This is a genomic window from Pseudoalteromonas maricaloris, from assembly GCF_024746855.1.
GTDB lineage: Bacteria > Pseudomonadota > Gammaproteobacteria > Enterobacterales > Alteromonadaceae > Pseudoalteromonas > Pseudoalteromonas maricaloris.
Genome location: NZ_CP024625.1, coordinates 3,987,120 through 3,999,782, shown reverse-complemented (window position 1 = coordinate 3,999,782; position 12,663 = coordinate 3,987,120). Strand labels below are relative to the sequence as shown.

Here is a 12,663-nt window from a genome sequence, read left to right as displayed (position 1 = left end):
ATGATAAAACTAACTAACCTAAACCGTGTATTCCGTACTCAAGACGTTGAAACGACTGCGCTAAACGATATTAACCTCGCCGTTAATGAAGGTGAGTTTGTCGCCATCATGGGCCCATCTGGGTGTGGTAAGTCTACTTTATTGTCCATCCTCGGGATGTTGGACTCACCGTCATCTGGGCAGTTTGAGTTTGCGGGCACGGACATTGCGGGCTATAGCGAAAAACAGCTCTCACAGCTACGTAAAGCGTCTATTGGTTTTGTATTTCAAAGCTTTAACCTGATTGATGAGCTAACGGTGTTTGAAAATGTTGAGCTACCGCTGCAATACCAAAATATCTCAAAAAGTGAACGTAAGCAGCGTGTAGAGCAGATTTTAAAGCGCGTTGCCATCGACCACCGTGCCGATCACCTACCACAGCAGCTTTCTGGTGGTCAGCAGCAGCGTGTGGCGGTTGCAAGAGCGCTGGTTATTAACCCTAAACTTATCTTAGCGGATGAGCCAACGGGTAACTTGGACTCCAAAAACGGCGAAGAAGTCATGGCGATGTTACGCGAGCTAAACCGCGAAGGCACAACCGTGATCATGGTAACGCACTCAGAAAAAGAGGGGTCATACGCGGATAGACTTGTTCGCCTTCTCGATGGCCAAGTGATGTTAGACAAAGCCAACACAGTGGTGCAACCACAAAAAGTAGAGGTGGCATAACGATGATAGTGAATTATCTAATAACGGCATTGCGTGCTTTTAAGCAGCAAAAACAGCATTTTATTTTAAATGTACTTGGGCTTAGTGTGGGCTTAGCCGCGGCAATTTTGGTCGCACTGTTTGCAAAAAATGAACTGTCTTACGACAGCCAGCAACCTCAAGCTGAGCGCGTGTATCGAATTGCACAAGACTATTCGCAATTAGGGCTTGGGGTCGTTCCTGTTTTTAATTACATCAATGGCACTCGAGCACTTGAATATAGCCAGGTTGAAGAAGTCTTTGCGCTGACGATGGTGGAGTTTACTCGCGAAGCTGAAGTCGATGTGACAGTAAAAAATCAAGGGTTTAAACTGAATGATCTTTATGGCGCAACTGCAAATATCGAGAATTTTATCGATATGGAAACGGTGGCAGGTAGTCTAAGTCGCGCCATGAGTGTACCGAATAGCATTGCATTGAGTAGTTCAGAAGCTCAGCGTATTTTTGGTCGCACAAACGTGGTTGGCGAGACTCTACAGCATAAAAACGGCCAATATACGGTAGGTGCAGTATTTACAGATTTACCTGAAAACACGCATTTTGGCTTTAAAAACCTAGTGTCTGTAGAGCATGATCCAGTCAATACGGATATAACTTCTAGTTATGTTTATTTAAGATTGGCGCCGCAAACAGATGTTATTGCTTTGGAAAGCATACTGACTGAGAAATATTATTTCGGTGATTTTAAGGGTCGCTTATCGCTGCAATTACACCCCTTAACGGAGCTTCACTTTACTGCAAAGTCGCCGTTTGAAATGAAAGTGGGTGGTGCGAAACAAGTGGTGATGATCTGTGTTGGTTTAAGCGTGCTGCTGATCCTTATCGCTGGCTTTAACTTTATTAATATGACGGTTGCACAGTCGACCAAACGTGCAAAAGAAGTGGGTGTACGCAAGGCACTTGGTGCCAGCAAGTCGCAATTAGTTGCACAGTTTTTATCTGAGTCTGTACTCGTGTCATTGCTTGCAATGACAATAGCCTGTGTTTTGGTCGAGCTACTATTACCAAGTTTCAACAATCTAGTTGGCCGTGAATTAAGTATTGATTATGCATCTATGTTTAGTGTCGTTGTGGTCGCGGTTGCCGTCACTGTGGGGCTATTGGCAGGTCTTTATCCTGCATTTTTTATCTCATCTTTTAGTGCTAAACGCGTATTAAGCGGAGATTTACAGCGTGGGAGTACTGCGATTTGGGTGCGCAAAAGTCTTTTAACTGTACAAGCTGCACTTGCGGTTGGGTTAATTATTGCTTCGGTAATGCTACAGTACCAGTTGGCACATTTGCAAAACTTACCGCTTGGTTACGAAACCACACAACGTTTGGTGGTCTCAGAAGTGCCCGTTAAAGCGGCTTTAACAAAAGCGCCAACATCATTAGTTAAACAGTTCGCGGCGATTGAGGGCGTTGAACATATCAGTGTGATAGATACGCAGCTGACTCGCTCGATTAATAATACCCTAGTACCAACTTGGCCAAATGGTGAACAGTCACAATCCCTAACGCCAGTTATTGGCACAAGCTACGAGGTAGTCAAAGGATTAGGGTTAACGCTACTTGCAGGTCGAGACTTTAGCCGAGAGTTTGCCGGTGATTGGTCAAATCGAGTTAACGGCGTAACCACAATAGGCACCATTATTACCGAGTCGGTCGCTAAGCAAGCTGGCTACAGTAATGTTGCTGATATTATTGGCAAAACTATCAAAGATACTGGCCGCAACGTAGAGATGCGAGTGGTTGGCGTCGTCGCAGACGTCAAAGTGGGGAATGCACAAGAAGCGAGTTCTAATATTATGTTTTTATTAGGATTTACTTATTTTAATCCAACATCTGAAGTGATCTTAACGATTAACCCGCAGTATTTAGCACAGATTAGACAAGATGTGATTAGTGTGTTGGCAAAAACCGCAAACGTGTATGAACCAGAGATCAACCTACTGTCAGACAGTTATAGGGCGGTACTTAGTGGTGATGAGCGTATCTCTAAGGTGGTACTTATCTTCACTGCACTAGCTGTATTCTTAACCTGTTTGGGCACTTTTGGATTGGCATCTTTTGCAACGGTTCGCCGTCAAAAAGAAGTAGCTGTACGCAAAGTCTTAGGGGCATCACGGCTAAGCATTGTGAATATCTTAGCAAAAGAGTTCCTGACTTTGGTGGGAGTCAGTATCGCCATAGCTTATCCAATCACCTATTGGCTTGTTGGTGATTGGCTTGCAAACTTTAATGACCGCATTGAGCAAGCAATGTGGGTTTATGGTGCAGCAGCCTTGGTGGTTGCCGGTATCACTTGGTTGACTGTGGCGACCCTTGCCTTTAAAGCCGCGAGTACACGTCCGTCGCTGATCTTGCGATATGAGTAAATTAAATTGGTAATCACTCAAGAAATTGCGGCCTAATTTAGGCCGCTTTCATCATTTATTTCTTGGTGTGTTCATCACTAATATCGGCACGACCATTTCTGCTTTTGAATGGTGTGAATATGCTGCTACAAGCAGTCATTTCAAAAGTGAGTCACAATCGCGAGTGGAAAAATCAAGTGACTTTGTACTGGATATCTTTATAAAAAATAACTAAAAAGGATCTTCTATGCTCACTTCATATTTGAGTACGGCAATTCGGGTAAGTAAAAAGCAAAAGCTACACACACTGCTCAATGTCATCGGTTTCAGCATTGGAATTGCTGCTGCAATTATCGTGGCTTTATTTGCCCAAAGTCAGTTGATTGTTGATAAACATCAGCCTGATGCAAATCATGTTTACCGAGTGCATTTAGATTTGCGTTCTGTGGGTGTGGGCGTGCGCGGTGCGATTGACCCTAGAATGCCGCAGCTGATGCAAAAGCACAGTCAAATTAAGGACCTGTTGATTATTAGTCGGATTGAATCGTTACAATATAGTGGCGAACCAATGGCGGATATCGTGAAGGTTAAAGATCAGCGCTTTAAGTTCAAAAAGGCGTATGTTGCGACGCCAAATTTGGCTGAGTTTGTGAATATCTCTGTATTACATGGAGACTTAACTCAGGCTCTTTCTCAGCCCAATCTTATCGCCCTTAGCCAGACAGAATCAAAGCGCTTGTTTGGCGATACAGATGTTATCGGCAGGCAACTTGAATACGATGGGGGAAGCTATGAAGTGGCTGCTGTTTTTGCGGATTTGGAAGCAAATACACACTTTGATTTTGATGTGCTGATGTACTTACCCAAATTACAGCGCGGTCCTTTTAGTAGTCATGTGTATTTGAAGTTGCAGCCAGAAGCAGATCCCAACGCGTTAGCCCAAGAGATGACGCGCGAGATGCAAAAAAGAGCTAAAAACCCGAACTTCAAAGACATCCAGTTTCAGTTTATTCCGTTGACCCAGTTGCATTTTCACACCAATGGCACCGTAGAGATGAAGCAAGGAGGGTCTTATTTGGCACTACAAGTGAGCGTTGTGCTGAGTACTTTACTTGTGATCATAGCCAGCGCTAATTTTATTAACTTCAATATTGCCAGTGCTGCAAAGCGTGCTAAAGAAGTCGGCATACGTAAAGCGCTAGGTGCCAGTAAGTCGCAACTCGTCACACAATTCCTGTCAGAATCGTTACTGACTGTACTGTTTTCAGGGTTTTTAGGGGTTGTAATCGTTGAGTTGGCATTGCCGCACTTTAATCAGTTAATCGCGCAGCCCCTGACATTGGTATACAACTCTCTATTTATGCTCGGTCTTGTAATTACATTGACAGTGGTTGGTTTATTTTCTGGGCTATATCCAGCTTTATTTATCTCGTCATTTGGTGCGAAAAAAGTGTTAAGTGGCGATTTTAGTCGAGGGCGTTCATCAGCAAGGATCCGCAAAATAACCTTATGCTTACAAGGTGCGATTGGCGTAGGGCTGATAGCAGCTATCAGCATGCTCTATCAACAAATGATGCTGGTAAAACAGTTGGATGTAGGTTACGAAAAAGCACAGCGAATTATCATTCGAGAATTGCCCTCAGAGCTGATCTATCAGCAACAAGGAAACGCATTGCTTGATGAGTTAGGCCAGATCTCAGGTGTGGCTGGTTGGACATTGAGCGATACCAATTATGCAACCGCCATTAACGGTGGGATGCATTACACTTGGCCAAATGGCGAAACCTATGACGGCATGTTAGCAGTAATCAATACGGGTTATGACGTGATTGATGTACTCGGGTTAAAGCTGATTACTGGGCGAGGCTTTAGTCGCGATTACACTGGAGATTGGTATCGTGAACAGCAAAATGGAGAGGCGCATGTCGCTATCCTGATAACCAAAAAAATGGCTCATTTAGCGGGATATGAGAAGCTTGATGAGGTAATCGGCGTCACTGTTACCGTACCAAGGCGAAAGTTGACAGCCAAGGTCGTGGGCGTAGTTGAGGATATCAGAATTGGTTCCGTGAATAATGCAGTACAACCTACTTCGTTGATGCTTGGTCATGTTGATGGTGAAACTGCAAATGTGGTATTAAAAATCGCTGAAGGCATTGATCCAGATAACGTGATCACTGAAATTGAACAAGTCCTTGCTGCACATCTCAATCGTCGTGATATAGAAGTGCAATCTCTCTATGATGAGTTCTTGGCGGCCCACAAGAATGAACTTTATACGCTTACCATGCTATCTATCTTTAGTCCTTTAGCTATATTGCTGACCTTACTCGGAACATTTGGGTTAGCGTCATTTACTACCTTGCGTAAAGAAAAGGAATTAGCTATCCGCAAAGTGTTAGGCGCTTCACGTATTGGGTTAATTAGCTTGGTTGCTAAAGAGTATTTGTGGTTATCTGCATTGAGTATGGTACTTGCAGTCCCGCTGACGTATTGGCTAGTTGGTGAGTGGCTTAATCGCTTTAATGAGCGGATAAATCAATCTATATGGATTTATGGAGTCGCAGGCCTACTTGTGATCTTGCTTACTTGGCTTACCGTTGTGCTCGTTACCTACAAGGTTGCAAGCCGGCGCCCCTCATCAGCGCTGCGCTACGAGTAGCTGATAGCAATTTTTAAAATAGACCACTTAATAAAGCAAGTTGGTATAACTCGCTGTCAATTTAGTGTCAAAAACCATAGTTACACTGGGGTTAATTCAGGCTTGAATAACAAGGTGTAGCTATGGCTAAGGTTAAGACAACCTCTCGTCTTCGTAGAAGATCAGCTAATTCACTTTGGATTGGTGTTTATAACAGTATCCTGTTGTTGTGCTTACCTTTGATTGCGCTGATCTTATTAAAAAAATGGCTACGTAAACCGGGTTATAAAAAGCACTTTTTACAACGCTTAGGTGTCTATAATTGTAAGCGTTTACCCGCCTGTATTCATTTACATGGCGTCTCCGTTGGCGAATGCGCCGCCATTGCTAAACTTATTCCTGAGCTGCGTAAACAGCATCCTCATTTACCCATTGTTTTTACTTGTACCACGGTTGCGGGTTCCAACTATATTGAGCGCAACTGGGGGGAGCAAGTCATTCACACTTATTTGCCACTGGACTTTCAATTGACAGTTGGTGCGTTCTTGACGCATTTTAATCCGGTATTGACCATGTCGGTTGAGATGGAGTGGTGGCCGAACCTTATTCGCCAGTCGCGCAACCAAGGCAGTCGAGTGATGCTGGTAAATGCCCGCATGACCGACAGATCAAAAAATCGCTATGCCAACATGTTAGGTCTTTTTACCTTTGTGGTGTCAAAGGTGCATAAAATTCTGCCGCAAAGTGAGCTCAGTTATCAAGCTTTTCGCGAGTTGGGTGTACCACCAGAAAAACTGATGATGTGCGGTAATATCAAGTACGATTGGCCAGAGCTTAAACATGCCGACCCAACGCAAAAACCCTCTCAGTTGACATGGATTGCGGGGAGCACGCATGACACTGAAGAAATAGCGGTGGTCGCAGCGCACAAACAGTTGTTACAGCAAAATCCAGCAGCTCAGCTAATTATCGCACCGCGTCATCCTGAAAGATTTGATGAGGTATGGCGGCTGCTGCAAGCAAGCGGGCTGAGCTGTCAGCGTTACTCGCAGGCATCAAAACTAACGGCAAATACGCAAGTGTATCTGCTCGATACGATGGGCAAACTATTTGCGTTTTATCGTGATGCCCACGTTGCCTTTATCGGTGGCTCGTTAGTTAAGCTCGGTGGTCATAATCCTGCCGAAGCTATTGTCCAAGGGGCTGCCGTCGTAATGGGAAGTAGTCGACGAAATTGTGAAGATATATGTGCGCCGCTGAGTCAAGTTGGTGCACTTGTTGAGGGTAACGAACCACAGCAAATAGCTAAAGAAGTCATCGGCTTTTGGCAAAATAGTGCTGCAACAGTGGAACAAATACAGGCTGGGCAAGCCGTAATCGCAAAGCATTATGGCGCACTACACAAAACCACATTGCAAGTTTTATATCAGTTAAAGCAGGCGCAACGGCCAGTTCATAGTACCCGATTACATCCAATGGTGATCAGATAACAATGCAATACAACAATATCCTTATTGTCCGGCTCAGTGCCATTGGTGATATCGTGATGGCGTCAGGCCTTATTTCTGCACTAAAGGCACGTTATCCAGAGGCAAAACTGAGCTGGTTGGCAGAGCCTGCTGGCGCGACCTTGCTACAACAAAATCCACTGCTAGATGAGGTGATCCTGTGGCCTCGTAATGAGTGGCAAAAAGTGCGAAAAGCACAGGGGATCATAGCGCTACTGAAGCTAGTTAATAGCTTTAAAAAGCAGTTGGCTAGTCGACAATTTGACTTAGTGATCGACGCCCAAGGACTCCTTAAAAGTGGCGTGCTAGCTTGGCTTAGTGGTGCTCAATATAAGGTTGGGATCAATAGTCGCGAAGGCAGTCAGTGGCTTATGAATAAGGTAGTGACCTCGCCTTGGTCTGCTGATATCAGCTCGGAATACAGAGCTGCTGCTACATTTTTTGGTGTGCCAGAAGCGGCATTTCAATACTCGCTCATTGCCTCGAAAGAGACACAACAACATACAGAAGCACTGCTATTGGAGCATACTCAAGGTCAACCTTATGTGGTGTTTTGCCCGTTCACAACGAGAGCTCAGAAACACTGGGTAGATGAGCATTGGCGTGAGTTGTATAAACAAGTAAATCAGTCTATTTGTGCGCATATTATTATATTGGGTGGACCAAGTGATATCGCGCATAGCGAGCGCTTAGAAAAACAGATGCCGGGGATCATTAATCTAACCGGGAAAACGACATTGCTTGAGTGCAGCGAGATCATTCGGGGAGCAAAAGGTGTGATTGGCGTTGATACTGGACTGACTCACATGGCGATGGCGCATCATACCCCGGTTATTGCGTTGTTTGGTTCAACCTTACCGTATGAAAACACCTTCAATCCAAATGGTCGCGTGTTGAGCGATAAACTTGCTTGCTCACCATGCAAACGCCGGCCAACCTGTGAGGCTCGTTTTGATTGTATGGTAGGTCTCACGCCACAAAGAGTGTCGAACGCACTAGGAGAAGTGCTATGAAAGTTCTGCATATTGAAGCGGGTCGTCACTTATATGGTGGCGCACAACAAGTGGTATATTTAACCCAAGCGTTGCAGCAAAAGGGCATTGAAAACGTACTGGTTTGCCCGCCTAATAGTGAAATGATTGCAGCCGTTGATAAGCAAGTAGTTGTGGAGCCTGTGAAAATGGCAGGCGATCTCGATGTCATGCAATGGTTGCGTTTACGAAAGGCTATTGCTCATCATCAGCCTGATTGTGTTCATATTCACAGCCGTCGAGGGGTTGATACTTGGGGATTACTTGCCGCGAAGTCGCTTAATGTTCCTATTATTTTATCGAGGCGAGTCGACAACACCGAGCCACGCTGGTGGTCAAAATTAAAATACCCAGCCTACGATAAAGTTATCGCTATCTCAGAGGGGATCCGCCAAGTATTACTCTCACAAGGTGTCGCCTCTGAGCAAGTAAAGTTAGTCCACAGTGCAGTCGATACCCAGCGCTTTGCACCAAATAGTGCGGAGCGGCAATGGCTGCTTGATGAGTTTGAACTGCCACAAAATGCCTTGGTTGTGGCTAATTTTGCGCAGCTGATAGAGCGCAAAGGGCAAGATGTGATCATGCGTGCAGCCAAACAACTCATTGTTGAGCATCCTAATTTGCGCGTATTACTGTTTGGTCGAGGGCCAAAGCAGCAACAGTATCAGGCGCGTATAGATGAGCTGGGGCTGCAAAAAATTGTTCAGCTGGTGGGATTTCGACAAGACGTAGCGCGTATTTTACCTGCGGTTGATATCGTTGCACATCCAGCATCGATGGAAGGGCTAGGCGTAGCGTTATTACAAAGCAGCGCATCTGGTGTGCCTGTAGTGGGCTGTGCTGCTGGCGGCATTCCTGAAGCGGTTGCGCACAATGAAACCGGATTACTTGCTCCGGTTGGTAATCAAGTTCAGTTTACCCAAGATCTTAATCGCTTATTGCAGGACCCGATTTTACGAGAGCAAATGGGCCGTAAAGGCCGCGCTAAAATGTGCAGTGAATTTGCCATTGAGGTGATGGCGGAAGGCAACTTGTCGGTATATCGAAGCGTGTTAACTGAGTTGGGAAGAGCGCCTTTAACCAGCCAATCACAGAAAGTGTGAGTTCCAATAAGGATAATCACCAATGCGGTTTACTAGCTTGGTTCTTAGTGGGTTTGCAGCAATATACCGGGCAATGGTATGCCTATCTTCTGTGGACCTGAGCATATGATCGTAATACGCGCTTTGCCAAATTCTGTATTTTGAATCCAATTGTTTATTTAACCTGAGGTTTGGATAAGGAATGTTCCAACTCATTGTTGCTAAAGCACAACTTAGTTTTCTCCTTGTCTAGCCAGAGAGTTTTAGGGAAAACACCGCTTCCGCTTCCGCTTCCGCGTCCTGCTCTCGCTAAGGTACCTACATCCTGTAGGCAAGGCGAATTTACGCACCAATAGCTGGCTATTGGAAGTGAATTCAACGCAGTTAGCGCTAAAACTGGCTGCTAGAAAGGCATTAATTATCCGCAGCTCAGGTTATTTAGCAGGTAAGCTGTTCTGCCTTTTAATTCTCCAACAACCTTACCAAGTTGCGTATTTCCAAGTGTCAGTAAGCCATGAAAGTGATCTGGCATTAACACCCATGTTTGCCAGCAGCACTCAAACTTTTGTTCATTATGTGAGATAGATTGGCAAAACAATCGTGCCAGCCGATAATCCGTAAAATAGGGCGTGCGTTTATGGCAGTTAAACGTAATGAAGTATTCCGCATACGGGATTGATATCCTGCCTTTTCTCAGGTCATTCCAGCTCATGTGCATTCCTTGCAATTGAGAGATGAATTTTAAAGATAATCCCTTCGATTAAATCTGTCGAGGTAAACCTCGACCTACGGTTGGATGGTAGGTCGTGATTTATCACGACAACAGGTTTGCGACAAAACATTCACGACAACCAAGGTGAACCAAACACGCACAAGGGTCGTTTAATTATTAATCGGTTAAACGAGGAGAGCATTATGCTTGCTGCCACACTCAAAGAAAAAATCGCTAATAAAGAACTTCATGCCATCGTGCTTAGCTACGCGGATTCAAATCACTACTTAGCTGGTGGTCAGGATGTTGATGGGAACTTGCATATCTTAATGCATGCTGAGGGTAAACTAACGCCGTTTAACTCGCTGCGAGAGGCCGAGACAAAGCTGGCGGAGCTCGGTGCAACTCAAGCCTACCTCAGAGTTGAGTCTGCCTATGATGAAATTGGTCCTGAGGACTCTTCGGGAACGCATATCAGCAATATGGAGATCCGTCACTTAACTCCATCCGACATAACAGTTTAAACAAAAAGGCTTAAGCGCCCACCAGTGAGCGCTTAAGCCTTAAAAGTTATCGAGTAGAGAGATCTTATTCTACTGAAAGTGTTATCGTTTTAGTTGCAACGGAATCGGACTTTTCATCAACAACACTTAAACTTACCTGATAGTCGCCTGATGCTACAGGAGTGAATTGTAGGTTCGAGTCATGTGCAGCGGTACTGTCAACCACTTCGCCTGACGGAGCAACCACCTTCCAAAAATAGGTCAAATTGTTTGCATTGCTGTCGCTATCCATAACAGTTGGAGTTATCCACAGTGCTGAACCTGTTTTCAGTACACCTTGATAGTCCAGCGCCGTAATTACTGGAGCGCTATTTTGAACAGCACTTACTTTGATGAATGCCGCGACTACCAGTTCAACCTTGCCATCAGACACGATGCATTTCAGTACATAATTACCAGCGTCATCGAAGGTAATTGACGCGCGATTATCAGCATTATTGAGCACTGCCGTGCTATTCTCTGGCTTCGTTTCAAGCGACCAGCGATAAGTGAGCGGATCGCCGTCTTTATCTTCTGCGGATACCACAAAGACTTTGGTTTCCCCTTCCGTAGCTGTAGATATTTGTGGGCTCATAGACGCTGTAGGTCCATAATTTTCAGGGTGGCTCTTTATCACGCCACTGGCAGTTTGGCTTAGCTCACCGTTACTTACCTCCACAAAATAACGGTAAGTCCCCTCTCCGTGAGGCGTAAAAATCACCGTGTCGGTATCTTCATTTGTAACGGAGTAGGTCAAACCGGCTTCAAATGGCTCAAACGTCCAACTAAAGGAGAGTGTTCTGCCGCTTGTATCTCTACTTCGCTTGGCACTAAGCTCGATGGCTTCATTGATTTTGGTTGACTCTGGCGCGTCGACGAATACAAGCGGTTTGTTTGCTTCGCCTAATTTGGCCGTTAAGGTATGGGTTGCTTCACTTAAACGGCCTTGTCTGTCTTTAAGGCTAAAGCGGATTTTATATTGCCCTGCCTTATCTAATTGAAGCGAGGTGAGAAATCCATTTGGTGTTGCCATTGCGGCTTGGCTGCCGCTCGGTTTGCTGTCAAAACTCCAAAGCGGTGTTACAGCGCCTTGATACTGACTACCGTCACTTTTCAGCTCAACAAAAGTCATTGAGCTTAATGTAACCTCTGAAGGCGCTGAAATAACCGCTTTAAGAGCTGGCTGGTTATCTACAACGATGACTTTTTCCGATTTGCTATGCGACGATTTTCCATCGTAAACGGTTAAAGTAATGGTGTATTCACCCGCAAATTTAGAGGCAAAAGAGGCAAGGTTATTGTTAGGGCTTACCAATGTGTATTCATCAACATTAGCAGGAGCAGTGACTTGCCATTTATAACTGAGACTATCGCCGTCTGAGTCTGAGCTGCTGCTCGCATCTAACTGTAGATGCTCGTTGATGGCAATTTCCTGTTTTGTGAGTGTGAAATCAGCGACAGGAGGCGTGTTCACACTTGGTGTGGTTTTTTCTTTTACACGGATCTCAAACTGTGTTGTCGATTCGTTACTACCTGACTTGATTGTTAGCCCTACTATGTAGCTACCTGCAACATCAGCGGTAAAGTGCGCTTGCTTAGCGTTGGGGTTAGAAAACTGAGCGTTACTGCCTTGGGGTTTGGTTTGCCACTGCCATGTTATTTCGGCATTTTCAGGGATCGTACTTCCCGCAGTGCTAAGCTGAATAACGTTGCCTGTCTCCCCAAAGGCACTTGCCTGAATTTTTGCGATTGGCTTAGTCGTGGTATCCGTTCCTGAATCTGTATTATCGTTATTTGAATCTGTGTTGCCATTATTTCCATTTTTGCCGCTATCCTGATTGACTGGTGTGGTGTCACCGCCTGAACCGCCGCATCCTGCTAGTAATAGTGAACAACAAAGTATTGATGTTATTAAGTTTTTGTTCATTTAATTATCCTTTTAAGTACCTCAACTGGGAAATGTATCCTGATGACCAAAATATTTCCAGTTAAAATTTGTTCAGTGCAAAATTTAACTTGTTTAGGTTTTGAAGTTTCGAATATAATCGCCTTAAATTTCGA

General features: G+C 44.9%; 9 protein-coding genes. 7 read left to right on the top strand and 2 right to left on the bottom strand.

Annotation, left to right across the window (positions count from 1 at the left end; translation table 11 throughout):
- The 6 genes from CTT31_RS17710 (at nt 1) to CTT31_RS17685 (ending at nt 9,369) form a co-directional block, all read left to right on the top strand.
- Entirely contained in the window at nt 1-708 is a 708-nt protein-coding gene (locus CTT31_RS17710) for an ABC transporter ATP-binding protein (protein ID WP_017218595.1), read from the top strand.
- Nucleotides 709-710: 2 nt separating this feature from the next.
- Nucleotides 711-3,107, top strand: a complete 2,397-nt coding sequence (locus tag CTT31_RS17705; RefSeq protein WP_017218596.1) for an ABC transporter permease — start codon at nt 711-713, stop codon at nt 3,105-3,107.
- A gap of 226 nt (nt 3,108-3,333) precedes the next feature.
- Nucleotides 3,334-5,748 carry an FtsX-like permease family protein gene (locus tag CTT31_RS17700; RefSeq protein WP_260491684.1) on the top strand — a complete coding sequence of 805 codons (2,415 nt, stop codon included), beginning with the start codon at nt 3,334-3,336 and terminating at the stop codon, nt 5,746-5,748.
- Between the two features lie 122 nt (nt 5,749-5,870).
- Complete coding sequence (locus CTT31_RS17695; RefSeq protein ID WP_260491683.1) at nt 5,871-7,217, top strand: 3-deoxy-D-manno-octulosonic acid transferase; 1,347 nt, start codon at nt 5,871-5,873, stop codon at nt 7,215-7,217.
- Nucleotides 7,218-7,219: 2 nt separating this feature from the next.
- Nucleotides 7,220-8,248, top strand: a complete 1,029-nt coding sequence (locus CTT31_RS17690) for a glycosyltransferase family 9 protein (protein WP_260491682.1) — start codon at nt 7,220-7,222, stop codon at nt 8,246-8,248.
- Nucleotides 8,245-9,369 carry a glycosyltransferase gene (locus CTT31_RS17685; protein ID WP_260491681.1) on the top strand — a complete coding sequence of 375 codons (1,125 nt, stop codon included), beginning with the start codon at nt 8,245-8,247 and terminating at the stop codon, nt 9,367-9,369. Before CTT31_RS17690 ends, CTT31_RS17685 begins: the two co-directional genes overlap by 4 nt.
- Nucleotides 9,370-9,766: 397 nt before the next feature.
- Here the strand turns inward: CTT31_RS17685 and CTT31_RS17680 are convergent, their stop codons facing one another.
- A complete protein-coding gene (locus CTT31_RS17680) occupies nt 9,767-10,060 on the bottom strand; it encodes a transposase (RefSeq protein WP_211858884.1) in 294 nt (97 codons plus the stop codon).
- A 203-nt stretch (nt 10,061-10,263) separates the two neighbouring features.
- On the opposite strand from CTT31_RS17680, the gene CTT31_RS17675 reads away from it, so the two are divergent.
- Nucleotides 10,264-10,584 (top strand): DUF6482 family protein, encoded by a 321-nt coding sequence (locus tag CTT31_RS17675; protein WP_039493248.1) that lies wholly within the window; start codon nt 10,264-10,266, stop codon nt 10,582-10,584.
- Nucleotides 10,585-10,648: 64 nt separating this feature from the next.
- On the opposite strand, the gene CTT31_RS17670 is transcribed toward CTT31_RS17675, so the two are convergent.
- A complete protein-coding gene (locus CTT31_RS17670; RefSeq protein ID WP_260491680.1) occupies nt 10,649-12,529 on the bottom strand; it encodes a PKD domain-containing protein in 1,881 nt (626 codons plus the stop codon).
- Between the last annotated feature and the right edge of the window lie 134 nt (nt 12,530-12,663).

What these genes read in the sequence shown, in the direction of transcription:
- CTT31_RS17710 (WP_017218595.1), top strand. Translation starts at nt 1, where the DNA reads ATGATAAAACTAACTAACCTAAACCGTGTATTCCGTACTCAAGACGTT.
- CTT31_RS17705 (WP_017218596.1), top strand. Translation starts at nt 711, where the DNA reads ATGATAGTGAATTATCTAATAACGGCATTGCGTGCTTTTAAGCAGCAA.
- CTT31_RS17700 (WP_260491684.1), top strand. Translation starts at nt 3,334, where the DNA reads ATGCTCACTTCATATTTGAGTACGGCAATTCGGGTAAGTAAAAAGCAA.
- CTT31_RS17695 (WP_260491683.1), top strand. Translation starts at nt 5,871, where the DNA reads ATGGCTAAGGTTAAGACAACCTCTCGTCTTCGTAGAAGATCAGCTAAT.
- CTT31_RS17690 (WP_260491682.1), top strand. Translation starts at nt 7,220, where the DNA reads ATGCAATACAACAATATCCTTATTGTCCGGCTCAGTGCCATTGGTGAT.
- CTT31_RS17685 (WP_260491681.1), top strand. Translation starts at nt 8,245, where the DNA reads ATGAAAGTTCTGCATATTGAAGCGGGTCGTCACTTATATGGTGGCGCA.
- CTT31_RS17680 (WP_211858884.1), bottom strand. Translation starts at nt 10,060, where the DNA reads ATGAGCTGGAATGACCTGAGAAAAGGCAGGATATCAATCCCGTATGCG.
- CTT31_RS17675 (WP_039493248.1), top strand. Translation starts at nt 10,264, where the DNA reads ATGCTTGCTGCCACACTCAAAGAAAAAATCGCTAATAAAGAACTTCAT.
- CTT31_RS17670 (WP_260491680.1), bottom strand. Translation starts at nt 12,529, where the DNA reads ATGAACAAAAACTTAATAACATCAATACTTTGTTGTTCACTATTACTA.